Origin of the sequence: Paracoccus hibiscisoli, from assembly GCF_005048265.1 — a bacterium.
In the GTDB taxonomy this organism is placed as follows: Bacteria; Pseudomonadota; Alphaproteobacteria; order Rhodobacterales; family Rhodobacteraceae; genus Paracoccus; species Paracoccus hibiscisoli.
Map to the genome: position 1 here is coordinate 32,056 of NZ_SUNH01000021.1, position 26,167 is coordinate 58,222.

Genomic DNA, 26,167 nt, shown 5'->3' on the forward strand with positions numbered 1-26,167 from the left:
GGGACACCTTTTCGGTCAGGAGGGGGAAAGATCGGTGCGGCGGTTCGCCCAGCCCACGACCCGGCCCTCGATGACCGAGAACACGACGTAGAGGGCGACCCCCAGAAAGGCCAGGATGAACAGCCCGGCAAAGACCAGCGGCACGTCGAAGTTCGACGAGGCGCTCATCATCACATTGCCGATGCCCTTGTTCGAGGCGACCGTCTCGGCCAGCACGGTGCCGACAAAGGCGAAGGTCGCGGCGATCTTCAGCGAGGCGAAGAAGAACGGCATGGTCCGCGGCAGGCCCACATTCAGCAGCAGGTCCATCTTGCTGGCGCCAAGCGATTTCAGCACGTCCTCCATCTCGGGCTCGGTGGTCGCCAGGCCCGTGGCGATGTTCACCACGATGGGGAAAAAGCACATGGCCAGCGCGGTCAGCACCGCAGGCACCGGCCCCGCCCCGAACCACAGCACAAAGATCGGCACCACCGCGACCTTGGGGATGGACGAGAACCCGATCAGCAGCGGATAGGCCGTGTCATAGGCGACACGCGACGTGCCGATCAGCGCGCCGATCACCACGCCCACGATCACCCCCAGGGCAAAGCCGATCATCGTCGTCCAAAGCGTCTGCAGGATATGCGGCCACAGGACCGGCATGCGCACCCACAGCGTGGCGATCACCTGAGAGGGTCGCGGCACGATCAGGTCGGACACGTTCAGCGCCAGGCACAGCACCTCCCAGGTGACAAAAAATGCCAGGATCAGAGCGGCGGCCCAGAGGCGGCGGCGCAGCGCATAGGTCATGCCGTCACCTCCTGCCGGGCGCTGATGATGCGTTCGCGAAGGCGCTGGTTCAGGGCGGTGAATTCGGGCTGGAAGGTCATCTCGATGCTGCGCGGGCGGGGAAAGGTGACGGGGCTGTCGTCGATGATGCGGCCGGGGCGCGCGCTCATCACGCAGATGCGGGTGCCCAGGAACCCGGCCTCCTTGAGGTCATGGGTCACCAGGATCACGGTGGGGCGGCGCTTGATCCACAGATCCTGCATGGTGCCCCACAGCTCCTCTCGGGTGAACTGGTCCAGCGCGCCGAAGGGCTCATCCAGCAGCAGCAGGCTGGGGTCGTGGATCAGCGCGCGGCAGAGGTTGGCGCGTTGCAGCATGCCGCCCGACAATTGCCAGGGGTAATGGTTCGCAAAGCCCTGCAGCCCGACATCCGCCAGCGCGGCATGCACCCGGTCGCGATACTCGCCGCGTTTCTTGCGGGCGAAATCATGGCGAAAGGGGCGCACGATCTTCAGCGGCAGCATCACGTTCTTTTCAATGGTCAGCCATGGCAGCAGGGTCGGGTTCTGGAACGCCATGCCGATGCGCAGCGCCTTGGCCGCGACCTCGCGTCCGCCGACGATCACCGCGCCCTCGGACGGGCGGGTCAACCCGCTGACCAGCTTGAGGATTGTGGACTTGCCGCAGCCCGAGGGACCGACCAGGGCCAGGAACTCACCCTCGTCGATGCGCAGGTCGGTGGGTTGCAGCGCCTGGACGCGGGCGCCCGCCTGGCCAAAGGTGACGCCCGCGCGCGACAGTTCGACCGCGGCGCGCTTTCGTTCGGGCTGAATCTGTGCAAGATCGGGGGTCATGAGCATTCCTTACCGAAGGTGCATGACCAAAGTGCATACACTTCATGCCACAGGGTTAACCGCCGAATCGCCGCCGCTGCAAAGGCTGATGCGGTCGGGCAGCGTCCCGACCCGCGCGATGCCCGCGATTTGCGCAGCAGGGCGCAAACTGCCCGCGCAGCAGGCGCAGCCGTGACCGCGCGCCGCAACAGCGCCACTGGCGACCGCATGACCGCGATCTGCCAGGGCATCCGCCGCGCCATCATCGAGGGCGCGCTGCTGCCCGGCGACCGCCTGCCCGAGGACGCCCTGGGCGAGAGCTTCGGCGTCAGCCGCACCATCGCGCGCCACGCCCTGGGCCAGCTGGCGGCCGAGGGGCTGGTCGATCTGCGCCGCAACCGCATCGCCACCGTGGCCGCCCCCACCCCCGCCGATGCACGCGACATCTTTGACATCCGCGTCGCGCTGGAGCGGCAGGTGGTGCAGCATCTGGCGGGCAACCTGACCCCCGATCAGGTGGCCGAGCTGAAGGATATCGTGGCCCAGGAACATGCCGCGCGGCACGGGCCGGACGGCGCCTCGATCCGCCTCGCGACCGAGTTCCATATCCGCCTGGCCCAGATGACCGGCAAGCCGATCCTGGTGCGCTATGTTACGGAAATCTGTTACCGGGCGGGGCTTTCGCTGTCGTCTCTGGCCCGCCCGCATTCGTCGGAATGCGCCATCAGCGAGCATCTGGCCCTGATCGAGCTGATCGCCCGCGGCCCCGCCGACAAGGCCGCGCAGATGATGGCCGACCATCTGGAGGCCGTCGCCGCCCGCGCCCTGCTGTCGGGCGATCGCGGCCGCAGCCGCGATCTGGTGAACATCCTGCAGCCCTATGCCAAGGGCTGATCAGCCCTTGGCGATGGACGGGTCCAGCAGCCATTCGGCGCTGTCGTTCCAGACATCCGTGTCCAGGATCAACCCGTCGAGCACCGTGAAGCGGTCGATATAGCGGTTGCCGTCAAAGGGCGTCCCGTCCGGCCATTCGCCATACAGATAGCCCAGGCTATAGACGATGGTGCAGTCGCCATCGGGCACGACGTCATAGCGCTCGATCCGCTTCTTTACCCATTTATAGCGCGCGGCGTTGAAGCCGGTCGGCCCCGACGGCGTGTCGAACACCCGCCCGCCGGTGAAGCGGCAGACAAAGCCCGGCGCGACGAATGTTGCCGCGCGCACCGGGTCGGGCGCCATCGATGCTGCCAGATAATCCTGCACCGCGGCCAGATCGGCCTGGGTCCTGTCGCTCATGGGGCGGTCCTTTCTTGCCAGTCGGCGGCATAACTGCATACACTTGAAGAATACAGAAACGACCCATGGATACAAGACAGATGCTGGACCTGATCCTGACCGATGCCCGCCTGCCCCGGCCCGCCGATATCGGCATCGCGGATGGCCGCATTGTCGCGGTGGGCCGGGATCTGGGCCCCGCGCGCCAGACCCGCGACCTGGGCGGGCGCGCGGTCCTGCCTGGTCTGGTCGAGGCGCATATCCACCTGGACAAGGCCGGCATTCTCTGCCGCTGCGGCCAGTCGCACAGCCTGTCGCAGGCGGTGGCGACGGTCAGCGCGCTCAAGCGCGATTTCACCACCGCCGATGTCCGCACCCGCGGCGCCCGCGTGCTGGAGGCCGCCATCACCCAAGGCACCATGCATATGCGCAGCCATGTCGAGGTCGATCCCCGAGCTGGCCTACGCAGCCTGACCGCCCTGCTGGCCCTGCGCGACGACTATGCATTTGCGCTGGACCTGCAGATCTGCGCCTTTGCGCAAGAGGGGCTGACCAACGATCCGGGCACCGAGGCGCTTCTGGAACAGGCGCTGGATCTGGGCGCGGACCTGCTGGGCGGCTGTCCCTATACCGACACGGACCCGCTGGCGCAGATCGACCGCCTGTTCGCGATGGCGGTCCGGCGCGGGGTCGATCTGGATTTCCATGTCGATTTCGACCTGGACCCGGAAGGATCGCACATCCGGGCGATCTGCGAACGCACGATGCGCCACGGCTGGCGGGGGCGCGTAACCCTGGGCCACGCGACCAAGCTGGCGGTGATGGACGATGCGCGGCTGGCCGAACACGCGGCCCTGCTGGCACGCGCCGGGGTGGCGGTCGTGGCGCTGCCTGCGACGGACCTGTACCTGAACGGCATGGATCAGGGCCATCGTGCGCCCCGCGGCGTGGCGCCCCTGCATCTGCTGGAGGGGGTCACGGTCGCGGTGGCCACGAACAACGTGATGAACCCCTTCACCCCTTATGGCGATTGCGCGCTGCTGCGGATGGCGAACCTCTATGCCAATGTCATGCATCTGGGGGCGGATCATTTCGATACCTGCCTGGACATGGTGACCCACGGCCCCGCGCGGTTGATGGGGCTGCAGGGCTACGGGCTGGCGCCGGGCGACCGGGCCGATCTGATCGTGCTGGACGCGGCAAGCCCGGCGGAGGCGCTGGCCATGATCGCGCCGCCACTGATGGGGTTCAAGGCCGGACGGCAGAGCTTTGACCGCCCCGCCGCCCGGCTGCTGCGGCCCTAGCGCAGCTCGACCACCGCGTCGATCTCGACCAGCGCGTTGGCGGGCAGGGACGAGACATTGACGACGGTCCGCGCGTGCCGCCCCGCGTCGCCCCACAGGTCGATGAACAGCTGAGACGCGCCGTTCACCACGAAGGGCCCCTGCCCGTAATCGGGGGGTGCGGCGACAAAGCCGCCCAGACGGATCACCTGCGCCACGCGCGACAGCGATCCCGCCACCGCCCTGATCGAGAACAGCAGGTTCAGCGCGCACATCCGCGCCGCGGCCTGTCCGTCATCCATGTCGAAACCGGGGCCGATGGGGCCGAAATACTGGGGCACCCCCTCCCATTCGCAGATCTGGCCGGACAGGAACAGCAGGTTGCCGCTGATCTTGCCCGGCAGGAACAGCGCCCGCGACGGGGCGGAGGGCGGCAGCGTGTGGCCCAGTTCGGCCAGACGTGCCTCTATGGGACAGGTCATGCGGCCTCCTGCGGCTGGCGGGCCAGCTGGCAGGCCAGCGCGATCAGCGACAGGTCCGACCCGCGCGGCCCGATCAGCGACAGGCCGAACGGCGCGCCGTCGACCGTTCCGGCGGGAAACACCACCTGCGGCAGCCGCGCCATGCCCGCCACGCAGAGCAGCCGCTGCGCATCGTGGCGAAAGCTGTCAAAGACCGCGACCGGCGCGTCCAGCCGGAAGGGCGCGTCATGCACCACCGGGGCCAGCAGCACGCCATTCGCGCCCAGCAGCGCGTCCATGTGCCGCGCGAACCCCTCGCGCGCGGCGCGGCCTGCGGTGATCTGGTCGGGGGTCAGCGCCTCGGCCGCATCAGCGCGGGCGTCGATGCCGCGCACCAGCGGCATGCGGGACCGGCGGATGAAGGGCAGGATCGTCTCCTTCGCATCGGCCATCACGGCGGTCAGGAAGGTCGCATAGGCGGCCTCCACCCCATCGGGATAGACCGACACGGGCCGCGCGGACAGATGGCCGAAGCCCGCCTGCCAGACCGCCCGGGCATCGCGCCCCAGCAGGGCCAGCATGTCGGTCGGCACCATCAGATCGGGCGCGGTCAGGGGCGCGCTGTCTGCCACCAGCACGGCGGCGGCGCGGGCCAGCACCGCCCCGTCGCGGGCAAAGACCCCGCAGGCGTCAAAGCTGGGCGCCAGCGCCATCGCGCCCTCCATCGGGATCAGCCCATGCGTGGGCCGCCAGCCCCAGGTGCCGCAAAAGCTGGCCGGAGCGCGAACCGATCCGCCGGTATCCGACCCGATGGCGATATCGGCCAGGCCCCCCGCCACCGCCACCGCCGACCCCGATGACGACCCGCCCGGAATACGGTCGGGTGCTGCGGGGTTCACGGGCGTGCCGAAATGGGCGTTCATGCCGTACATGGACCAGGCCAGCTCATCGGTATGCACCTTGCCCACGAACCGCGCGCCCGCATCCAGCAGGGCCTGCACGCAGGGCGCGGTCATCTCATGCACCGGGCTTTCGGCCAGCCAGGTCGGACAGCCCGCGCCGGTGCGGTATCCGGCGACGTGATAGATGTCCTTGACCGCCAGGGTCAGGCCCGACAGCGGGCCGTCCGCCGCATGGGCGACCGGTGCGGGTGGATAGGGCAGAAAGGCGTGATAGGGGTCATGCATGGGCGATCTCCAACGGCTCGTCCGCGCGCAGGCAGGCGACGCGGCGGCGCGGTCCGGGGGTGGCCACCGGCGGCAGCGCCGTGCGACAGGCGGGCAGCGCAAAGGCGCAGCGCGGCGCAAAGGGGCAGCTGTCGGGCCGCGTTTCCAAAGATGGCGGCGCGCCGGGGATGGCGTCCAGCCGCGCGCCGCGTTCCACATCATGCAGGTTCGCCGCCAGCAGGCCACGCGTATAGGGGTGGCGCGGGTCGCGGATGATGTCGTGGGTGCTGCCCTCCTCGACGATCTGGCCGGCATACATGACCGCGATCCGTTCCGAGATCTCGACCGCCACGCCGATGTCATGGGTGACAAAGATTACCCCCATGCCGAATTCGCGCTGCAATTCGCGCATCAAGAGCAGGATCTGGATCTGCACCGTCGCATCCAGCGCGGTCGTCGGCTCATCCGCCAGCAGCAGGCGCGGACGGCAGGCCAGGGCCAGCGCGATCATCACCCGCTGGCGCATGCCCCCGGACAATTCGTGCGGATAGTTCCGCAGCCGCCTTTCCGCGGACGGGATGCGCACGCGGTGCAGCATGTCCAGCGCCACCTCCATCGCATCGGCGCGGCTGATGCCCTTGTGGCGCATCACGGTCTCGGCGATCTGCTGGCCCACGGTATAGACCGGGTCCAGCGCCAGGCCGGGGTCCTGAAAGACCATCGACACGTCGCCGCCGCGATAGGCGCGCAGGGACCGCCCCGACAGCGTCATGATGTCGGTTCCGTCAAAGGTGATGTCGCCCGTCAGGTCGGTGCGCTTTTCCGGCAGCAGGCGCAGCAGCGTCTTCAGCGTGACGCTTTTGCCCGACCCGCTTTCGCCCAGCAGGGCCAGCGTTTCCCCCGGCATCAGCGTCAGGGACAGGTCGTTGATCGCATGGACATTCCGCGCGCCCTTGAAGCGGACGTTCAGATGGTCGATCTGCAGCAGCGGGGTCATGCGGGCACCCCCTGACCGGCGCGCGGATGGCCCGATGCGGGGTCGTGCAGGTGGCAGGCGACCCAATGCGGCGACCCCTGCACCATCGGCCCCAGCACCGGGTGGCGCGCCTTGCAGACGTCAGCAGCAAACGCGCAACGGGTGTGGAACCGGCAGCCCGGCGGCGGGTCGATCGGGTTCGGCGGATCGCCGGTCAGCGGCGGCTTCTGCGTGCGGTTGTCCGGGTCCATCGACGGCATCGCCGAGAACAGCGACCGGGTATAGGGATGCGCCTGTTCGGCCCAGATCATGTCGACCGGGGCCAATTCGACGACCTCTCCCAGATACATGACCAGGATGCGGTCCGAGATGTAGCGCACCACGTTCAGATCATGGCTGATGAAGATATAGGTCAGCCCGAATTCCGCGCGCAGGTCGGACAGCAGGTTCAGGACCTGCGCCTCGACCGACTTGTCCAGCGCACTGACGGCCTCGTCCAGAACCACGACCTTGGGCGACATGACCAGCGCGCGGGCGATGTTGATGCGCTGGCGCTGCCCACCCGACAATTCGTGCGGATAGCGGCCCGCGAACCGGTCGGGGTCCAGCCCCACCCGCGCCATCAGCCGTCGCGCCCGCCCCACCGGATCATCCAGCCCCTGCACCCGCGCGCCGAATGCGATGCTGTCCAGGATGGTCATACGCGGGTTTAGCGACGCATAGCTGTCCTGAAACACCATCTGGATGTCGCGGCGCAGCGCGCGCAGGCTGATGTCGCGGCCAAGCGACTTGCCGCCCAACTCGATGTCGCCCTCGTCCCGGTCCACCAGCCCGATCAGCAGCTTGGCCGTGGTGGATTTGCCGCAGCCGGATTCGCCGACGATGCCCAGGGTTTCGCCCGCGCGGACGTCAAAGCTGACCCCGTCCACGGCCTGGACCATGGCCTGCGTGCGGCCCAGGATGCCGCCCTTGATGGGAAAGTGCTTTTTCAGGTCGCGCACGCTCAGCAGGGGTTGGTCAGTCGCGGACATTCATCGCACTCCTCAAACCGTCGCTGAGCAGGTTCAGGCACAGCGAGGTGGCAAAGATCATCACCCCCGGCAGCGCCGCCAGCCACGGGTTCACATAGATCGCGGACCGCAGCGTGTTCAGCATCAGCCCCCATTCGGGTTCGGGCGGGCGCACGCCGATGCCCAGAAAGGACAGCCCCGCCGCCAGGATCATGCAGACCGATGTCAGCGAGGTCGCATAGACGAAGATCGGCGACAGCACGTTGCCGATCACATGCACCCGGATCACCGTCAGCGCATTGGCCCCCGACGCCCGCGCCGCGTCGATATAGTCCAAGCTGCGCACGCCGGAGGTCACCGCCTCGGCCACGCGGGTCACGGGCGGAATGAACACGATGGTCAGCGACACGAGGCTGTTCAGCACCCCCGCGCCCAGAGCGCCCGAGATGGCGATGGCCAGCAGGACAGACGGAAAGGCAAAGAACACGTCCACGACCCGCATGATGATCGTGTTGGTGATGCCGCCGACATAGCCCGCGATGATCCCCAACGTGCCGCCGATGAAGAACGCCAGCACCACCGGCATCAGCCCGATGAACAGCGTCAGCCGCCCGCCATAGATCAGGCGGGACAGCATGTCGCGGCCCTGCTCATCCGTGCCCAGCAGGTGTCCGGGCGTGCCAGGGGCCGATAGACGGGCGATCATGCTGCCCTGATAGGGGTCGGCCAGACCCAGCCAGGGTGCGAACACCGCCGACAGGACCAGCGCGGCCAGAATGACAGCGCAGATCATCGCGACCGGATCGCGGCGCAGGCGCGACAGCACGCCCGACCAGTATCCGCGCTGCGCGGGGGGAACGACGGGAATGTCGGTGGTCACCTGCACCATGGGTCAGCTCCTCTTGATGCGGGGGTCGATGGCGGCCTGGGCCACATCGACGATCAGGTTCATGCCGACGAAGAACATCGCCAGCACCAGGATCGTGCCCTGCAGCAGCGGCAGGTCGCGCTGAAAGATCGCGTTGGACAAAAGGAACCCCGAACCGGGCCAGTTGAACACCGTCTCGATCAGGATCGACCCGCCCAGCAGATAGCCCAGCTGCAGCCCCATCACCGACAGGGCCGTTGCGGCCGCGTTGCGCGCCACATGGCGCAGCACGTCGCCGCGGCTGAGGCCCTTGGCGTATAGGGCCGTCACGAAATCCATCGACAGGATGTCGCCCGCCAGCGCCCGCACGGTGCGTGCAACGATGCCGATGGGCACCACCGCCAGCGTCACGGCGGGCAGGACCAGGTGGCGCATATGCGCCCAGTCCCACTGCCAGTCCTGCGACCCGCCCGGCCCCGCGCCCATCGACGGCAGCCAGCCCAGATTGACCGAAAAGATGATGACCAGCACGATCCCCAGCCAATAGTTCGGCACCGACACCCCGGTGATCGAAAGCGCCGTCACCGCCCGGTCCAGCAGGGTGTCGCGGAAATACCCCGCCAGGAACCCCAGGAACGTGCCGATCGGGAAGGCGATCACCGCCGCCGCCGCCGCCAGCAGCAGCGAATTGCCGACCGCGCCGAACACTTCGTCCGCGACGGGGCGGCCCGACGCGATGGACCGGCCCATCTCTCCCTGCAGCAGGTTGCTGATCCAGATCAGGTACTGGACCGGCACCGGCTTGTCCAAACCATAGGCCGCGCGCATCGCGGCCTGCTGTTCGGCGGTGGCATCGACCGGCATGATGGCCGTCAGCGGGTCGCCCGGCGCGATCTGCACCAGCGCGAAACACACGACCGACACCCCGAAGGCCACCGGCAGCACAAGGATCAGGCGTCGAAGGAAATAGCTGAGCACGGCATGCGTCCCTGGCTTGGCCGCACCCGCACGGGGCGCGGCCGGTTGCGGGTCAGTCGGCCATCGTGATGGACGAGAAGTTCAGGTACCAGTTCTGCGGCTGCACGAACCCCTGCACCTTGGGCGACATCGCCCGTGGTGCGACGTCATGCGTGACCATCAGGAACAGCGCGTCATCGACGAATTTTTCGTGCGTTCGGCGCATCACCTCGTCCTGTTCGGCGGCGTCGAAGGTGGTCTTGATCTCCTCGAACAGGGCCTGCATGTCATCGTCGCAATAATGGCCCCAGTTGGTGCCGTTGGGTGCGACCAGGTCACAATCCAGGTGCCGGATGAAGCCGGTGAACGGGTCCTGGATGAAATAGGTGAAGTTGATCGACTGCGACCCCTCGACCGACGGATCGGCGGCGCCCGCGCGCCACAGGTTGATCATCTGGTTCCACTCGACGACCATGAACTCGACGTCGATCCAGGCCTGGGCCAGCGACTGCTGGATGTATTCGTTCATCGGCAGCGGCAGCATCTGCCCCGACCCGGAGGGAGAGATCAGCGCCTTGACCGACAGGCGGTTGTCGGGGCCAAAGCCCGCCTCGGTCATCAGGGCCTGCGCGGCCTCCAGGTCATAGGTCACGTCAAAGGTGGGTTCCCCGAACCACTGCGATTCCGGCGGCATGAAGCCCTTGGCCGGGATCATCAGCCCGCCCAGCAGCGCGCCCATCGATTCGCGGTCGATGGCCAGGTTCGCGGCCTTCCGCACGCGGATATCGTTCCAGGGCGACCCTTCGACCCGGCTCAGGTGCCAGGTCCAGTTATGCGGCAGCGCGTTCGAGGTGATCTCGAACCCGTTGCCCTGCATGGCGGGGATGGTATCGGGGGCCGGCGCCTCGATCCAGTCGACCTGCCCCGACATCAGCGCCGCCGAGCGCGCATTCGATTCCGGCAGCGGGATCAGCACCAGCCGGTCCAGCTTGGGGATGCGCGTCTCGTCCCAGTAATCGGCAAAGGGCACCAGTTCGGCCCGTTCGCGCGGCACGAACGACGTCATCATCCACGGCCCGGTCCCCGACGGCTTGGCCGCGACCTGCTCCCAGTCCTTGTCCAACGCCTCCCAATTCGCCTTGGAGGACATCATAACCCAGGCCAGCTGATAGGGCAGCGTCGCGTCGGGCTCATGGGTGATGATCTCGACCGTCAGATCGTCCACCGCGCGATAGCTGGCGATGGCGGGAACCCGCGACTTGCCCTGCGCGGACTGGCGCGGGTCGTATTGCTCGGCGCCCTCGTCCAGCAGCTTGTCCAGGTTCCAGACCACGTTTTCGGCGTTGAACGGGCTGCCGTCGTGGAACGTCACCCCCTCGCGCAGGGTGAAGGTCCAGCGCGTGCGGTCGGCCTCGTCGGCCTCCCATGCGGTGGCCAGGCCCGGCACCAGGCCGGACGGGCCGTCGCCCTGCGTCAGGTCCCAGTTGATCAGCGCGTCATAGACCGTATAGCCGATAAAGCGCAGCCCCTCGCCGCCCTGATCGGGCTGGCCGGTGGTCAGGGGAATGTCGGCGGCGGTCATGCCGATGCGCAGCGTGCCCTGGGCCATGGCGGCCGGTGCGGCCAGAACGGCCACCGAAAGCGCCAGCGCGGCGATGCCTTTTCTCAGATCAAGCAAGGTCGTTCTCCCTGTTGGCCGGGGTCATGATGCGCCCCGAATTGGGGTCACCCTTGACCATGGGGCAGCCGGATGCACCGGTGGCCGGACCGGGCGAACGGGGCCAGACGGAAAAAACCCGATGCCTGCCCGACGGGCAGTCAGATTGCTGACAATTTCTGCACGCAGGGATTTCACGCAAGCTGCGGACCGGGCAACACTGGACATCCGCGGCGATCTTTTGGCCCGCTTTGCCCTGCCCGTCACCCTGCTCAAGGACCGCGCCGCCCATGATCCTTCTGGCCAACCCGAACACGAACGCGGGCACGACGGCGGCGATGTGCGCCATCGCGCGGCCCTGGCTGCCCGACCTGCACGGCTGGACCGCACCCCAGGGCCCGTCCGTCATCCTGGACCCCGACCAGCTGGACCGTGCGGCGGACCGGATCGCCGCGCTGGACCCGCCACCGGGCTGTCGCGGCGTGATCGTGGCGGCCTTCGGCGATCCGGGCGCGGCGCTGCTGGCCCTGCGCCTCGGGCTGCCGGTCATCGGCATCGGGGCGGCGGCGGCGCGGGCGGCGGGGCATGGCGGACGGGCCTTTGCCGTGGCCACGACGACCCCGGCGCTGACCGCCCGGATCGACACGCTGATGCAGGGTGGCCCGGGCCGCTATCTGGGCTGCCACGTCACCCCAGGCGCGCCAGAGGCGCTGATGGCCGACCCCGCCGCCCTGGACCGCGCGCTGCTGGCGGCCATCCACCGCGCGGCGGTGGCGGGGGCGCAAGCGGTGATCATCGGCGGCGGACCCCTGGCGCAAGCCGCGCTGCGGTTGCAGCCGCACAGCCCCGTGCCCCTGATCCAGCCCGTCCCCGAGGCCGCCCGCGCCATGGCCGCCCTGCTGGCCTAGCGCATCACCGTGGTTCGACCGGGACCTGGGTGCAGATGCCGCCGCGGCAGGTCAGGTTCAGCACCCTCAGGCCGGCGGCCACGCGCACCGTTCCGAAAGATCCGCAACCCGACGCTGCACCCGCGCGCACGGGCGCAGGCTGGCGCCGTGTTGGGTTCCCTGCGGTCCGTGACGCATCCCTGCAGCACCTGCCCGACCCTTGGTCGACCTCTCCGGCCACCGGGAACAGAAGGGACCGCTGCGACGCCACCCAATCTTACCACTGGCGACGAACATTGGGGCGCGGCCCGACACGCTCCATGCCGAATACAGCCTGAAGCCCCTGGTGCAGGCCGATCAGCGTCCCCAGATCGCGCCTTCAGGCGCTTCACCTTCTTGGACGATCAGTCGGATGCGACAGCCTGCCCCAAGAAGGCGGGCGAATACTGCGACGGACCTCGGGCAGGTCGATCAAGGCCATGATAACGGGCAGCATCGCCCGCCCTGACCTGTGTGTCCGACGCTGCCGGCACCACGCAGGGCAGGAGCATGCTGAGCGCCGCCGCCCCTCCCGGCATGCCGCAGGCCACGGGGCAAGACCGCGCCGCGGTTTCGCTGCAGAGAGGCTGCATGGCGGCACGATCCGGCGGATCGGGCATGGCGTATGTTGCACAGGCGCATCACCGATGCCCTTAGGACACCTCCCGAAGGGCTTTCCCGAATGCAGGTCAGAGCCATATGGGAGAAGGACGGTGAGGCGGATACGGTCCTGTCAGCCATCACCGTGGGAAATTTCACGGGCACGCGGGCGATCCGCGCAGGGCACCGTTTGCCCCGCGCGGTCACGGGTTCAGGTCGATACCCATCCGCAGCGAGGTGGTGCCCAGATCGAACGCGGCCTCATCGAAACGGGGTGCGCGCCAGCGTGGCGCCTTTCCGATCGAGATGCCCCACCGCTCCTGCGGGATGCCGAGCGCGTTCGTATCCAGTCGGCCATTCGCGTTCTCGTCATGCAGCACGGCCACGGCGTAGCGCCCGGGCGGCAGGCCGTCGAACTGGCAGACCCCCTGCCCGCCCTGCGGCGCGATGCGGACATGGGCCACGCCCGGCGCGGCGGGAAAGCCTTGCGCGTTGTCGTGGAGCGTGCAGGCCAGAACGCCCTTGTCGGAGGACAGGCCCGTCACCGTCACCTCGACAAAGGCCGCGGGCGTCGCCAGTGCCGCCCCCGACAGGCCCGCCGTGGCGATGACCGCCATGCCGATCAGCTGCCGCATCCTGTGTCTCCCCGCGTGTTGTGCATCGGACGCAACACCATCACGATTGCCTGCGACGAACAACCGCCCCGGATGCGCCCCGGGATCACCATCGTTTGAGGCCGCAACGCGAAACGGCCGCGCAGGGGGCGCGGCCGTCCGGGGTCCTTGGGGGTCGGATCAGATCTGACGTTCGGGCATCTGCACGACCAGGCCGTCCAGCGCCTCGGTCACCTTGATCTGGCAGGTCAGGCGCGACCGTTCGGGATCGGGCTTGTAGGCGAAATCCAGCATGTCCTGCTCCATCGGATCGCGGGCGGGCAGCTTGTCCGCCCAGGCCGGATCGACATAGACATGGCAGGTCGAACAGGCGCAGGCCCCGCCGCAATCGGCGTCGATGCCCGGAATGCCGTTGTCGCGCGCGCCCTCCATCACCGTCATGCCGGGGCGGACCTCGACCTCGTGGCGGGTGCCGTTATGTTCGATATAGGTAATCTTCGCCATGATCGCTTGTTCCCTTGTGTTCCCGTGCAATTAGGCGATCGGGGGCGGTTTGAAAAGGGGCCGCCCCCGCCGGCCTCATTCGGCGGGTGCCTCATCCGTCAGCGGCAGGGCCACGAACAAAGGCTCTCCGCCGCGCCGGATCAGCATCAAGACGGACCGGCGACCGGCCTCGCGGGCCTCATCGATGCGGTCGGTCAGGTCCGACAGGGTCGCGACGGTCTGCTGGTTCACATCGGTGATGATGTCACCGGCGGCCAGACCCTTTTCGGCGGCCGGACCCTCGGGGTCGACGCCGGTGATGACCAGGCCCCGCGCATCGCGCGGCGCGCCCAGTTCGGTCGCCATCTCGGGGGTCAGCACGGTCACGGACATGCCCAGGACATCGCTTTCCGACGGCTCGTCGTCGGGCGTCTCGGGGGTGCCGCCACCCTGCGCGGTCTCACGGCGGCCCAAGGTCACGTCCAGCGTCAGTTCGTCGCCCTCGCGCATGACGACGATCTGGGCGGTCTCTCCGGCAGGCGCCTCGGCCACGCGGCGGACAAGGGCGCGGGTATCGGCGACCTCGGTCCCCGCGAAGGCGGTGATCACGTCGCCGGTCAGCAGGCCCGCATCACGCGCCGGCCCCTCGGGGACGTCGGTGATCATCGCGCCGCCGGTGACGTCCAGCCCCATCGCCTCGGCCATCTCCGGCGTCACGTCCTGGATCATCACGCCCAGCCAGCCGCGCCGGGTCTCTCCGAACTCCTGCAGCTGCGCCACGACCTGCGACACCACGTTCGACGCCATCGAGAACCCGATGCCGATCGAGCCGCCATTGGGCGACAGGATGGCCGTGTTCACGCCGATCACCTCGCCCTGCAGGTTGAACAGCGGGCCGCCAGAATTGCCGCGGTTGATCGCCGCGTCGGTCTGCAGATAGTCGTCATAGGTGCCCGACAGCTCGCGATTGCGCGCCGACACGATCCCCGAGCTGGCCGAGAATCCCTGCCCCAAGGGGTTGCCCAGGGCCAGGACCCAATCACCCACGCGGGCCGAGTCGCTGTCGCCGAACCGCACGAAGGGGATGGCCTCGTCGCTCTCGACCTTCAGCAGGGCCACGTCGGTATTGGGGTCGGTGCCGACCACGGTCGCGGGCAGGCGCTGGCCGGAGTAGAACTCGACCTCGATCTGGTCGGCGCCGTCGATGACGTGGTTGTTCGTCACGATGAACCCGTCCGCCGAGATCACGAAGCCCGACCCAAGTGCGTTCGACCGCTGCGGGCGGCGCTGCTGGGGCATGCCCTCTGGGCCGCCCGGCATGCCCGGAAAGCCGAATTCGCGGAACAGGTCGGAAAACGGGCTGCCCTCGGGGAATGACGGCCCGCCGGTGGGCTGCGACACGACCGAGGTGGTGGTGATGTTCACCACCGCGGGCGACACCTGCTCGGCCAGATCGGCAAAGCTGCCCGGCATCACCTGCGAGGGCGGGGCGCCGTTGGCCTCCATCCCAAGGGGCTGGTTGGCATCGGCGGCGTCCTGCGCCTGCTGGCTGACCTCGGGCGGCAGATCGTCATTGGCGGGATCGACCACCTGCTGTGCGCCGGCATGCCCAAGCCCGACGACCAGCGCCAGGGCCGATGCGGTCAGGATGTGCCGGGGGAAAAGCGGTTTCATGCGATGTCCTCATCTCTCGATGGCAGGGGTGCGGATGCGGCCCGATCTGCCGTGACGGATATGACTGCTATCTAAGGGCGCGTGGCAAATAAATCACGCTCTCGGGTTGTGAACTGATCGTGACTTTTGTTGCGAAAACGGGCGGGGGTTTCCCCCCGCCCGTCCATCAGATCAGTTGGCCGGGGCCGGTTCGACAGGCGCATCCGCCGGTGCGGGCTCTGCCGGGGCAGGCTCGGCGGGGGCCGGTTCAGCGGGTGCGGGATCGGCGGGGGCGGGCTCGGCGGGGGCGGGTTCGGCGGGGGCGGTTTCCGCGGGGGCGGTTTCCGCGGGCGCCTCCTGACCGGCATCGGGCGCCGGGGTCATCTGTACCTCGGGCAGCACCATCTCCGAAGGCTCCTGCGGGGGTGCCGCCAGGCTCTCGGGGACGGGGGTCAGCTGCACGCCAGCCGATTCGCCGATGCGGTTGCCCTCGCTGTCGATCACATCGGGCGTGACCAGCGTCTCGGCATCGCCGTTCACGTCGCTCAGCGTCAGCCCCAGACGTTCGGCCGCATTGCCCGGCGGAACCGGGGTCGCGGCCGGGTTGGCATTCTCCGCGCCGTCGCTGGACAGGTAGGTGAAGAACTCGCTGTCCGGCTGCATCACCATGGAGCTGTTCTCACCGCGCAGCGCCCGCTGATACGAGGTCAGCGACCGCGTGAACGAGAAGAACTCGGGGTCGCGCCCATAGGCGTCCGCATAGATCGCGTTGCGCTGCGCATCGGCCTCGCCTCGGATGATCTCGGAGCGGCGGCGCGCCTCGGAGGTCAGCTCGACCACGGTCCGGTCGGCTGCGGCCCGCACGCGCTGCGCGGCCTCGTTACCGCGGGCGACCTCGTCGGCGGCCTCACGGTTCCGTTCGGCCCGCATCCGCGCATAGGTCGCGTTCAGGTTCTGCTCGGGCAGGTCGGTGCGGGTCAGGCGCACGTCGATGATCTCGATCCCCAGACCCGCCGAATTGGCGCGCGCCTCGTCGCGGATCTGGTTCATAAGGCTGGTCCGGTCATCAGACAGCACCGAGGTCGAGGGAACTGTACCCAGAACGCCCCGGATGGCGTCGACGACGATCGGCTCCAGCCGCATCTCGGCGGCCTGGATGCCCTGGACGCCGACGGCCTGACGGAAGCGGACCGGATCGGTGATCCGCCAGCGGGCAAAGGCGTCGACCACCAGGCGGCGGTCATCCAGCGGGGTGACCTCCAGCGGGCTGGTCGGCAGGCCCAGGATGCGCCCGTCATATTTGACGACATTGTCGATGAAGGGCAGCTTGAAGTTCAGGCCCGGCGTCTCCTGGACGTTCACGACCCGGCCGATCCGCAGGACCAGCGCCTTTTCGCGCTCGTCCACGATGAACAGCGACGATCCGGCGACCACGGCAACGACGACCAGCGCGGGCAGGGCCAGGGCGGTCAGGATATTGGTGCGCGCGGCCATCAGTTCGTCCCTCCGGTGGTAGTGGTGGTGGCGGGCTGGGCGGGGGCCTGCCCTGCGGCGGGTGCTGCGGGAGCCTGAGCCGCGTTGCCCGTGTTGCCGCGCAGCTGGTCCAGCGGCAGATAGGGCACGACGCCCGATCCGCCCTCGCCACCGCCGATGCCCTCGCCGATGATGATCTTGTTCACCTCGCCCAGCACCTGCTCCATCGTCTCCAGATACATCCGGCGACGGGTCACGTCAGGCGCGTTCACGTATTCCTCGTAGATCGAGTTGAAGCGCGCGGCCTCACCGGCTGCGGTGTTGACCGCCTCGGCACGGTAACCCTCGGCCTGTTCCAGGATCTGGGCGGCCTGACCGCGTGCGGCGGCCAGTTCGCGGTTGGCATAGGCGTCGGCCTCGTTCTGCAGACGGTCACGTTCCTGCTGGGCGGCCTGCACCTCGCGGAACGAGTCGATGACCTCCTCGGGCGGATCGGCGCGGTCCAGGTTGACGCGGATGACGTTGATGCCCGATTGATAGCTGTCCAGCGTGGTCTGGACGGCGGTGCGCAGGTCGCTGGCGATGACACCGCGATCGCGGTTCAGGATCGGGGCCAGCTCGCTGCGGGCGATGATGTCGCGCATCGCCGCCTCGGACACGGCGCGGATGGTGTCCGCCGGGTCCGCCAGGTTGAACAGGAAGGCCTGCGGGTCGCGGATGTTCCAGACGACCTGGTATTCCATGTTCACGATGTTCTGGTCGCGGGTCAGCATCAGGCCGGTATCCATCGGCCCGGCCTGACCGGTGCCGATCTCGGTGACGCGTTCGTTGGTGACGGGCACGACCTCGGCGGTGACGACCGGCCAGGGGGCAAAGTTCAGACCCTCGGTCCCCACGGCGATGGCGCGGCCGAACAGGAACTCGACCGATTGCTCGTTGGTCTGCACCCGGTAGAAGCTGGCAAAGGCCCACAGGCCCACCGCGGCCAGGCCGGCGATCACCAGGGTCGATCGGTTCAGCCCGAAATTCGGGCCCATCGGGCTGCGCGGGCCATTGCCGCCGCCGCCGGTTCCCCCGCCGGTGCCGCGACCGCCCATCAGGACGCGCAGTCGTTCCTGACCCTTCTTCATCAGGTCCTCGATCTCGGGGCGCTGCGGGTCGCCCGCCGGTCCCGGACGGCGCGGGCCGCCCGGCGGCGGCTGCTCACCCCAGGGACGACCTGCAGGCTTCTTGTCACGATCCCCGTCATCACGACCGCCATTGCCGCCGCCGCCTCCGCCCCAGGGGCCCTGATTTGCCATCCGATAGACCTTCTTTCGTAAGAATTTCCGTTACTTGAAAACTGGGGCGCGGGGCCGAAATGTCAACCCTGCGACCCGCCCCTGGCCGCGACCCAAGGCCGCGCCCACGGTGTTGTCATCCCGTGACCGCCGCCAGACGGCGCGTGGGATGGCGCATCGTCACCAGTTCCTCGGCCGCCGTCGGGTGGACGGCGATGGTGGCGTCGAACTGCGCCTTGGTCGCGCCCATGCCGATGGGGATGGCCGCCAGCTGGATCATCTCCCCGGCCTCGGGGCCGAAGATGTGGCAGCCCAGCACCCGGTCATCGGCCGGGTCGACCAGCAGCTTCATCATCACCTTGGCGTCGCTGCCCGCGAACATGGTCCGCATGGGCCGGAAGGTCGTGGCATAGACGTCGACCGCGCCCCGCGCATGGGCCTCCTCCTCGGTCAGACCGACCGAGGCGACCTCGTGGGGGCGCAGATAGACCGCGCTGGCGACGATGGAGTGATCGACCGTCCGGGGCCGCGCGCCGAACACGGTATCGGCGAACGCATGCCCCTCGCGGATCGCGACCGGGGTCAGGTTCACGCGGTCGGTCACGTCGCCCACCGCAAAGATCGACGGCACGCAGGTCTGCGACCACTCGTCGACCTCGATCGCGCCGTTGCGTTTGGTGCGGACCTCGGTCGTCTCCAGCCCCAGCCCCCGGGTATAGGGGTCGCGCCCGGTCGCCATCAGCACCGCGTCGAACCGCTCATCCGTACCGTCGTCGAAGCGCACGCGGATGCCGTCGCCGTCGCGCTCCAGCGCTGCGGGCGTCAGGCCCAGACGCAGATCCACCCCCACCGTGCTCAGCTGCAGGGTGGCCAGGTCGCGCGCCTCGCGGTCAAAGCCGCGCAGCACCGCGTCGCCGCGATAGGCCTGCACCGTGTCCACGCCCAGCCCCGCCAGGATGGTCGCGAATTCGCAGGCGACAAAGCCGCCGCCCACCAGCAGGATGCGCCCCGGCAACCGGTCCATCAGGAACAGGTCGTCCGAGATCATCGCCAGCTCCTCTCCGGGGATGCCGATGGGCGCGGGCCTGCCGCCGGTGGCGATCAGGATGTGGCGCGCGGTGCGGGTCGTGCCATCGGCCAGGCGCACCTGGTGATGGCCGTCCAGGGTCGCGCGCTGGTCGTGGATTTCGACGCCCGCGCGGGTCAGCCCGGCGCGATAGATCACCTCCAGCCGCAACAGCTCGGCATCCAGCTTTTCGCGGAACACCGTCCAATCGAACGTGCCCGCCTGCGCGTCGCACCAGCCGTATCCGCGCATTTCCTGCGTCATCAGCCCGGCCTGGGAGGCAAAGATCATCAGCTTTTTCGGCACGCAGCCCCGGATGACGCAGGTGCCGCCCATGCGGCTTTCCTCGGCCAGACCGACCCTGGCGCCATGCTCGCCCGCCGCGATCCGGGCCGCGCGCACGCCGCCCGAACCCCCGCCGATGACGAACAGATCGTAATCGAAGCTCACGTCATTCCCCCTCTTGCGCCAGCATGTCGGCGTCGATGTCGTCGCGCGCCAGCTCGACCACGCTGCCATCCTCGCGGCCGATGATGGCCAGGTCGCACATGCCCAGGAACAGGCCGTGTTCGACCACGCCGGGAATGCCCGACAGCGCGCGCGCCAGCGCCACCGGATCGGGGATCGCGCCCAGATGCAGGTCCAGGATCAGGTTGCCCTCATCCGTCACCACCGCGTCGCTGCCGCGCAGGCGCTGCAGCACGTCATGATCGCCCAGCTCCAGCGCCTCCAGGGCGCGGCGGATCAGCTTGCGCGTCGTCTCGAAGCCGAATTCCAGCACCTCGACCGGCAGGGGAAAGGCGCCCAGCACCTCGACCACCTTGCCGGGATCGGCGATCACGACCATGCGGTCGCTGGCGGCGGCCACGACCTTTTCGCGCAGATGCGCGGCCCCGCCGCCCTTGATCAGGTGCAGATGCGGGTCGACCTCGTCGGCGCCGTCGATGGTCATGTCCAGCCAGCCGATATCGTCCAGGCTCTCGACCGCCAGACCCAGGCTCTGGGCCAGATCGGCGGTGGCCTTCGACGTGGCGGCGCAGCGCAGCGACAGGCCCTCGGCCGCGACCCGCTCGGCCAGCACCCGCACCATCACGCTGGCGGTCGAGCCGGTGCCCAGACCCAGCCTCATCCCGTCCTCGACCAGGGCCACCGCGGCCCGCGCGGCGGCCAGCTTGGCCGGATCGGCCTGTGTAAGCGCCATGACGACATTCCTTCGCAAAAACCCGCTTGGGCCCGCTTATAAGGCACCCGCACCCGAAGGGCGAGGGGGCAGCCGCATTGCGACGACCGCTTTGCTGGGGTTTTCGGACTATACAGCGCCTCAGCCGCGCGCCAGCCCCTCGGGCAGGATCACGGTGAACCGGCTGCCCTCGCCCACGCGGCTTTCGATGCGCAGGCGGCCGCGATGGCGGTTCACGATATGCTTGACGATCGCCAGGCCCAGCCCGGTGCCGCCCTGCGCGCGGGCGCGATGCGTGTCCACGCGGTAGAACCGCTCGGTCAGGCGGGGCAGGTGCTGTTCCTCGATGCCGTCGCCGCGATCCTCGACGGTGACCGCCCAGGCCGGGCCGCGCAACAGCGGCTCATGCGCGATGCGCGCCAACGTGACCCGCATGACCCCGCCCGCGGCGCCGTATTTCAGCGCGTTCTCGATCAGGTTCTGGAACACCTGCGTCAGCTGGTCGCCATCGCCCGGCACCCGCAGGGCACGGTCCAGCCCCTCGGTCACGACCTCGACGCCCGCAGCCTCGGCGCGCGGGGCCAGCATCGCCAGGATGCCCCGCAGCAGCCCAGGCAGATCGACCAGCCCCGAAGGGCGCGAGCGTTCCTCGGCCTGCACCCGGCTCAGCGACAGCAGCTCGCTGATCAGGCGGTTCATGCGGCCCGCCTCGCGCTCCATGATGTCCAGGAACCGGTCGCGGGCGCGCGCATCGTCGCGGGCGGGACCGCGCAGCGTCTCGATAAAGCCGGTCATGGCGGTCAGGGGGGTCTTCAGCTCGTGGCTGACATTGGCCACGAAATCGCGGCGCATCTGCTCGGCCTCCTCGGCCACGCTGCGGTCCTGCACGGCGATGGTCGCGCCGCGCCCGAACAGGCTGGGCAGAGGGGCGACGGTCACCTCGGCCAGGATCTCGCGGCCATCGGCGGTGCAGGGCGCGCGCAGCGTGATCACCCCCGCAGGCGCGGGCAGCGCCGGGTCCGCGATCGGCGCGGGCGTGCCCTCGGGGTCCAGCACCCAATCCACCGCCTGCACGACCGCCGGGTGGCGCAAAACGGTGACAAAGGGCCGCCCCTCCAGATCCGGCCCGAACAGCGCCAGCGCCAGCGCATTGGCCGCGATCACGCGGGCGTCGCGATCGACCGCCAGCATCGGCACCGGCACGCCGTCCAGCAGACCGGCCACCCGCCGCATGGCCCCCGCGACCGGACCGGCCATCTAGGTCCCCGCCCCGCTGATGGGCCGCAACCCCGCCCGGAACCGCGCCGCATTGGCCCGATAGCGCGCGGCCGAGGCGCGCAGCCCCGCCACCGCATCGCCGTCCAGCATCCGCACGACCCGGCCCGGCGCACCCATGACCAGCGCGCCCTCGGGGATCACCTTGCCCTCGGGGATCAGCGCGCCGGCACCGATCAGCGCCCCCGCCCCGATCACCGCGCCGTTCAGGATGGTCGCGCCCATCCCCACCAGCGCCCCGTCCCCGATCCGGCAGCCATGCAGGATCGCGCGATGCCCGATGGTGCAATCGGTCCCGATCATCAGCGGATGGCCCGGATCGGTATGCAGGCAGCACAGGTCCTGGACATTGCTGCCCGGCCCGACCGTGATCATCTCGGTATCGCCGCGCAGCACGGCGCCGAACCACACGGACGCGCCCGCAGCCAGCGTCACCCGCCCCATCACCTGCGCATCCGGCGCCACCCAGGCATCGGGGTCGATCTGCGGCTCGATCCCGTCCAGCGCCCAGATCATCACGCCTCCTCGGCCATCAGGGCGCGCACGAAACCGCCCAGGCCCGACTGTCGGTCGCGGCGCAGGCGTTCGGCGGTCAGGATGGCGCGCATCCGGGCCTCGGTCTCGTCCAGGTCATCGTTGACCAGGACGTAATCGTATTCGGCCCAGTGGCTGATCTCGGACCGGCTTTTTTCCATGCGACCCGCAATGACCGCGTCGCTGTCCTGGCCCCGCCCGCGCAGCCGCCGCTCCAGCTCGGGCAGCGAGGGGGGCAGCACAAAGATCGACACGACATGACGCCCCAGGGCCGAGGCGCGGATCTGCTGTCCCCCCTGCCAGTCCACGTCGAACAGCGTGTCGCGCCCGGCCAGCATCGCCTGTTCGACCGGGCCGCGCGGGCTGCCGTAAAGGTTGCCGAACACCTCGGCATGTTCCAGCATCTGCCCGTCCGCGACCATCTGCTCGAACCCCGCGCGCGAGGTGAAATGGTAATCGACGCCGTCCACCTCTCCGGGGCGCGGCGCGCGCGTGGTGGCCGACACCGAAAAGCGCAGGCCCGCATCCCACTCCATCAGCCGTCGCGCCAGTGTCGATTTTCCCGCCCCCGAAGGCGATGACAGGATGACCATCAGGCCGGTGCGGTCGATCATGGCCACGTGTTCCCTCGCGTCTGCTGCGGTTGCCGTTGCGCATCGGGATGCCCCGGTCGGGCGCGGGGGTCAAGGGGGCCGCGCCCCTGCCCGAACCAGGGCATCTTAACCATTCGTTCATAATATGACTCGGCGTGTGGCATCCGATGGCGTTATGGTGGCGTTGCGAGCAGTGACCGGCAGCGCCGGGGTTTAGTAAAGGGTCGATCGTGTCGGACCGGGAAGACGGATCAGAGATCAAACCGGGTCAATCCCCGCAGGATGGCCCCGGCCGGGTCGTGCGGCTGCAGGATTACGACACCTGTCAGCCCGACCGCGTCCTGAGAGAGATGCGCGAATACTGGAACAGCATCCGCAAGGGGCGCGCCATTCCCGCCCGTTCGGATGTCGATCCGCGCGGCATCGCCCGCACGCTGGATTATGCCTTCATCCTGGAGCGGATCGCGCCGGGGGCCGGTCGTCTGCGTCTGGCGGGCCGGCACCTGATCGACCTGATGGGGATGGAGGTGCGCGGCATGCCGATCTGCGCCTTTCTGAACACGACCTCTCGCGGGCGGTTCTCGGACGTGCTGGAAAGCGTGTTCAAGGCGCCCCAGATCGCGCGGCTGACGCTGCATGGTCGGTCGGACTATGCCCGCCCGCAATTGGCGGGGCAGATGCTGCTGCTGCCGCTGCGGTCGGATCTGGGCGACGTGACGCGTGCCTTGGGCTGCCTGGTGGCAGAGGGCGATACGGGCATTCCACCCCGCCGGTTCGACCTGGTCGATGACGAGGTCATCCCCATCATCGACGGCGGCACGACCTTGGCGCCGTCCCCCTCGACCATCGGTTTCGCCGAGGGTATGGCCGATTTCGCCAAACGGAACGAACCGCGCGCCCCGACGCCGCCGCCCCCGCTGCGCGGTTTCCCGCAGGCCGAGACGCCCGAGGAACGGCGCGCCCTGTTCCGCGTGATCCAGCCCGTCACGGACGACCGCGACCGCTCTAGCTGAGCAGGCCCGCCCGCCAGCGATACCGCGCGGCCTGAGCCGGGGCATCGCGGCCGCGCGATGTGATCCAGGCATCTTCGTCACGCCGGAACCCCAGGTTCTTGACGATCTTGCGCGATGCCGGGTTGTCCAGAAACACTTCGGCCACGATTTCGGATGGGGCCAGGCGGACCACGATCTCGTCAAAGACGGCGGACACCATCTCCTGTCCGAAGCCCTGCCCCGCATGATCGGGGTCCAGGAAATATGTCAGGTGGGGCGGCGTGCCCTCGATCAGACTGACCGATCCGATGATCTGCCCCTCGTGCCGCACCGCCAGGCGAAGCGGCGGCACCCGCGCCGATTGCAGCAGCAGCGGCGCGGCCTCATCCACCGTCATCGCGGGGTGATAGCGCAACAGCATCCGCGCGACCGCAGGCCGGGTGACGATCCGGTGCAGCGCGGGCAGGTCCGCAGGCGTGACCGCATCGATGCGCAGGCGCGGCGTCGTCAGAGCGATGGCGTGGCGGGCCTCGAACCCGGCGCGGTCCAGGGTCAGGCGGTCGGCCTGCACCTCCCGCGCCAAGGGCCGCGACGACAGCGTCACCCGCCCGCAGGGACGAAACCCCAGCCAGTCCAGCAGCCGGGCCGAGCGGTCGTTGCCGACCAGACAATGCGCCTGAACCTCGGCTGCGCCCGACAGGAACAGCCGCGACAGGGCCAGCACCCCGGCGCGGCGACCGATGCCCTGCCCCTGCCGGTCCGGCGTGATCCAGATGCCAAAGACGCGGCCCGCCTGGACCATGCCGACCAGCCGGTCCCCCTGCCGCACGGCATGTTCGTCCAGACCCGCCCCGGCCACGAAATCGCGGGCATCATCCACGCCATAGGGCCAGGGCAGCGTGGTCAGCCAGCGCACGACGTCCCAATCGGCCATGGCCGCCGCGATGTCGTCGGCATCCTCGGGCCAGGGGCGCGTCAGGGCGACCGGGGGGTGCATGGGCTCAGGCGACCGGAACGACCTTGACCGCGCCGCCCTTGGCCGACAGCGCGATCTCTCCGGCAGCCAGGCGCAGGGCGTCCTGGCCAAAGACCTCGGCCCGCCAGCCCTGCAGCGCGGGCAGATCGCGGCTGCCGGTGGCGATGGCGTCCAGCTCGGAAGACGACGCGATCAGCTTTGGCGCGACGCCCGCCGCATCGGCCTTGGCCTTGAGCAGCACGCGCAACAGGTCCGACAGCGCGGCATTGCCGGGCTTGCCCGGCTCCTCGCCCTTGGGCTGGGGCAGGTCCTTGGACTCCATGCCCGCCTTGACCGCGGCCAGAATGCCGTTGGCGATGTCGCCCCGCCGCGCCTCGCGTAGCAGCAGGCGCGACTTGCCCAGATCAGCCTCGGTCAGCGGCTTGGTCGAGGCCAGCTCGATCATCGCATCGTCCTTGTAGACCCGCGACCGGGGGATGTCGCGTTCCTGGGCATAGGCCTCGCGGAACCGCGCCAGCTCGCGCAGGATGGCCAGGAAACGCGGCGAATTGGTGCGGGTGCGCACCTTCATCCAGGCCTCTTCGGGGCGGGTGATATAGGTCTCGGGGTCGGTCAGGACCGACAGCTCCTCGGCCAGCCAGGCGTCGCGGCCGGTCTTTTTCAGCTCGGCCGCCAAGAATTCATAGATCACCCGCAGATGGGTCACATCGGCCAGCGCATAGGCCGCCTGCGCATCCGACAGCGGCCGGCGCGACCAGTCGGTAAAGCGCGACGACTTGTCCAGATCGGCCCGTGCGATCTTGCGCACCAGCGTCTCGTATCCGACCTGTTCGCCAAAGCCGCAGACCATGGCCGCGACCTGGGTGTCGAACAAAGGCGTCGGAAAGATCTGCGCGTCGTGGAAAAAGATTTCAAGATCCTGCCGCGCGGCGTGGAACACCTTGACCGTCGCCTCGTGGCGGAACAGGTCGTAAAGCGACTCCAGCGACAGCCCCTCGGCCATGGGGTCGACCAGCACGGCCTCGCCCCCGGGGGTCTTGGCCGTCGATGCGGGCGGCACGGCCAGCTGGATCAGGCACAGCTTGGACCAATAGGTCCGTTCCCGCAGGAATTCGGTGTCGATCGTGACGTAAGGGTGGGATTTCGCGGCCTCGCAGAAACGGGCAAGGTCTTCGGTGCGGGTGATGGTCGGAATGTCCTGGCTCATGCGGCTCTTTCAGCTCGGGCGGTTCGTCCGCCCCCCGGCCCAGCAATACGCCCACGCGCCC

Annotated in this window: 25 protein-coding genes and 1 pseudogene; 4 read left to right on the forward strand and 22 right to left on the reverse strand. The window is 69.0% G+C overall.

Annotation, left to right across the window (positions count from 1 at the left end):
* Nucleotides 1–15: 15 nt before the first annotated feature.
* Complete coding sequence (locus FA740_RS14575; protein WP_136857504.1) at nucleotides 16–789, reverse strand: ABC transporter permease; 774 nt, start codon at nucleotides 787–789, stop codon at nucleotides 16–18.
* Entirely contained in the window at nucleotides 786–1,622 is an 837-nt protein-coding gene (locus FA740_RS14580) for an ABC transporter ATP-binding protein (protein ID WP_136857505.1), read from the reverse strand. Before FA740_RS14580 ends, FA740_RS14575 begins: the two co-directional genes overlap by 4 nt.
* 171 nt (nucleotides 1,623–1,793) lie before the next feature.
* Between FA740_RS14580 and FA740_RS14585 the strand changes: the two genes are divergently transcribed.
* On the forward strand, nucleotides 1,794–2,495 hold the full coding sequence (locus FA740_RS14585; RefSeq protein ID WP_246053657.1) for a GntR family transcriptional regulator: 702 nt from the start codon (nucleotides 1,794–1,796) through the stop codon (nucleotides 2,493–2,495).
* Here the strand turns inward: FA740_RS14585 and FA740_RS14590 are convergent, their stop codons facing one another.
* Nucleotides 2,496–2,897 carry a nuclear transport factor 2-like protein gene (locus FA740_RS14590; protein ID WP_136857506.1) on the reverse strand — a complete coding sequence of 134 codons (402 nt, stop codon included), beginning with the start codon at nucleotides 2,895–2,897 and terminating at the stop codon, nucleotides 2,496–2,498.
* An 80-nt stretch (nucleotides 2,898–2,977) separates the two neighbouring features.
* Here FA740_RS14590 and FA740_RS14595 point away from each other — a divergent pair, with 80 nt between their 5' ends.
* Nucleotides 2,978–4,180 carry an amidohydrolase family protein gene (locus tag FA740_RS14595; RefSeq protein ID WP_211243716.1) on the forward strand — a complete coding sequence of 401 codons (1,203 nt, stop codon included), beginning with the start codon at nucleotides 2,978–2,980 and terminating at the stop codon, nucleotides 4,178–4,180.
* On the opposite strand, the gene FA740_RS14600 is transcribed toward FA740_RS14595, so the two are convergent.
* From FA740_RS14600 to FA740_RS14630, 7 genes are read right to left on the reverse strand one after another with little or no spacing between them, the layout of a single operon-like run.
* Nucleotides 4,177–4,641, reverse strand: coding sequence for a RidA family protein (locus FA740_RS14600; protein WP_136857508.1), 465 nt, complete (start codon nucleotides 4,639–4,641; stop codon nucleotides 4,177–4,179). The two genes, FA740_RS14595 and FA740_RS14600, sit on opposite strands and share 4 nt — an antisense overlap.
* Entirely contained in the window at nucleotides 4,638–5,807 is a 1,170-nt protein-coding gene (locus tag FA740_RS14605) for an amidase (protein WP_136857509.1), read from the reverse strand. Before FA740_RS14605 ends, FA740_RS14600 begins: the two co-directional genes overlap by 4 nt.
* Nucleotides 5,800–6,783 carry an ABC transporter ATP-binding protein gene (locus FA740_RS14610; protein WP_136857510.1) on the reverse strand — a complete coding sequence of 328 codons (984 nt, stop codon included), beginning with the start codon at nucleotides 6,781–6,783 and terminating at the stop codon, nucleotides 5,800–5,802. Before FA740_RS14610 ends, FA740_RS14605 begins: the two co-directional genes overlap by 8 nt.
* Nucleotides 6,780–7,793 carry an ABC transporter ATP-binding protein gene (locus FA740_RS14615; protein WP_136857511.1) on the reverse strand — a complete coding sequence of 338 codons (1,014 nt, stop codon included), beginning with the start codon at nucleotides 7,791–7,793 and terminating at the stop codon, nucleotides 6,780–6,782. The genes FA740_RS14610 and FA740_RS14615 overlap by 4 nt, the downstream gene beginning before the upstream one ends.
* Nucleotides 7,780–8,661, reverse strand: coding sequence for an ABC transporter permease (locus tag FA740_RS14620; protein WP_136857512.1), 882 nt, complete (start codon nucleotides 8,659–8,661; stop codon nucleotides 7,780–7,782). The genes FA740_RS14615 and FA740_RS14620 overlap by 14 nt, the downstream gene beginning before the upstream one ends.
* Before the next feature lie 3 nt (nucleotides 8,662–8,664).
* Nucleotides 8,665–9,618, reverse strand: a complete 954-nt coding sequence (locus FA740_RS14625) for an ABC transporter permease (protein ID WP_136857513.1) — start codon at nucleotides 9,616–9,618, stop codon at nucleotides 8,665–8,667.
* Nucleotides 9,619–9,670: 52 nt separating this feature from the next.
* Nucleotides 9,671–11,275, reverse strand: coding sequence for an ABC transporter substrate-binding protein (locus FA740_RS14630; RefSeq protein ID WP_338119673.1), 1,605 nt, complete (start codon nucleotides 11,273–11,275; stop codon nucleotides 9,671–9,673).
* Nucleotides 11,276–11,544: 269 nt separating this feature from the next.
* Between FA740_RS14630 and FA740_RS14635 the strand changes: the two genes are divergently transcribed.
* On the forward strand, nucleotides 11,545–12,162 hold the full coding sequence (locus FA740_RS14635; RefSeq protein WP_136857514.1) for an aspartate/glutamate racemase family protein: 618 nt from the start codon (nucleotides 11,545–11,547) through the stop codon (nucleotides 12,160–12,162).
* Between the two features lie 821 nt (nucleotides 12,163–12,983).
* Here the strand turns inward: FA740_RS14635 and FA740_RS14640 are convergent.
* The 10 genes and pseudogenes from FA740_RS14640 to gmk form a co-directional block, all read right to left on the reverse strand.
* The gene (locus FA740_RS14640; RefSeq protein ID WP_136857515.1) at nucleotides 12,984–13,415 is read right to left on the reverse strand and encodes a DUF2141 domain-containing protein; all 432 of its coding nucleotides are present in this window, start codon (nucleotides 13,413–13,415) and stop codon (nucleotides 12,984–12,986) included.
* Between the two features lie 159 nt (nucleotides 13,416–13,574).
* A complete protein-coding gene (locus tag FA740_RS14645) occupies nucleotides 13,575–13,898 on the reverse strand; it encodes a 2Fe-2S iron-sulfur cluster-binding protein (protein ID WP_136857516.1) in 324 nt (107 codons plus the stop codon).
* 75 nt (nucleotides 13,899–13,973) lie between these two features.
* Entirely contained in the window at nucleotides 13,974–15,383 is a 1,410-nt protein-coding gene (locus FA740_RS14650; protein WP_246053661.1) for a DegQ family serine endoprotease, read from the reverse strand.
* 588 nt (nucleotides 15,384–15,971) lie between these two features.
* Nucleotides 15,972–17,024: pseudogene (gene hflC, locus FA740_RS14655) on the reverse strand (protease modulator HflC); the annotation flags it as partial.
* On the reverse strand, nucleotides 17,024–18,304 hold the full coding sequence (hflK, locus tag FA740_RS14660; protein WP_136857519.1) for an FtsH protease activity modulator HflK: 1,281 nt from the start codon (nucleotides 18,302–18,304) through the stop codon (nucleotides 17,024–17,026). The pseudogene hflC and the gene hflK, both read right to left, overlap by 1 nt.
* Before the next feature lie 115 nt (nucleotides 18,305–18,419).
* Entirely contained in the window at nucleotides 18,420–19,799 is a 1,380-nt protein-coding gene (gorA, locus tag FA740_RS14665; protein ID WP_136857520.1) for a glutathione-disulfide reductase, read from the reverse strand.
* Nucleotide 19,800: 1 nt separating this feature from the next.
* Complete coding sequence (gene rpiA / locus FA740_RS14670; RefSeq protein WP_136857521.1) at nucleotides 19,801–20,550, reverse strand: ribose-5-phosphate isomerase RpiA; 750 nt, start codon at nucleotides 20,548–20,550, stop codon at nucleotides 19,801–19,803.
* Between the two features lie 120 nt (nucleotides 20,551–20,670).
* A complete protein-coding gene (locus tag FA740_RS14675) occupies nucleotides 20,671–21,786 on the reverse strand; it encodes a sensor histidine kinase (RefSeq protein ID WP_246053658.1) in 1,116 nt (371 codons plus the stop codon).
* Nucleotides 21,787–22,320, reverse strand: a complete 534-nt coding sequence (locus FA740_RS14680; protein ID WP_211243717.1) for a gamma carbonic anhydrase family protein — start codon at nucleotides 22,318–22,320, stop codon at nucleotides 21,787–21,789. It abuts the gene before it with no gap.
* A complete protein-coding gene (gene gmk / locus FA740_RS14685; protein ID WP_211243720.1) occupies nucleotides 22,320–22,949 on the reverse strand; it encodes a guanylate kinase in 630 nt (209 codons plus the stop codon). Before gmk ends, FA740_RS14680 begins: the two co-directional genes overlap by 1 nt.
* A 212-nt stretch (nucleotides 22,950–23,161) precedes the next feature.
* Between gmk and FA740_RS14690 the strand changes: the two genes are divergently transcribed.
* On the forward strand, nucleotides 23,162–23,944 hold the full coding sequence (locus tag FA740_RS14690) for a PAS domain-containing protein (RefSeq protein ID WP_246053659.1): 783 nt from the start codon (nucleotides 23,162–23,164) through the stop codon (nucleotides 23,942–23,944).
* Here FA740_RS14690 and FA740_RS14695 read toward each other — a convergent pair.
* The gene (locus FA740_RS14695) at nucleotides 23,937–24,920 is read right to left on the reverse strand and encodes a GNAT family N-acetyltransferase (RefSeq protein ID WP_136857524.1); all 984 of its coding nucleotides are present in this window, start codon (nucleotides 24,918–24,920) and stop codon (nucleotides 23,937–23,939) included. The two genes, FA740_RS14690 and FA740_RS14695, sit on opposite strands and share 8 nt — an antisense overlap.
* A 4-nt stretch (nucleotides 24,921–24,924) precedes the next feature.
* Nucleotides 24,925–26,094, reverse strand: coding sequence for a ribonuclease D (gene rnd / locus FA740_RS14700; protein WP_136857546.1), 1,170 nt, complete (start codon nucleotides 26,092–26,094; stop codon nucleotides 24,925–24,927).
* Nucleotides 26,095–26,167: the final 73 nt, after the last annotated feature.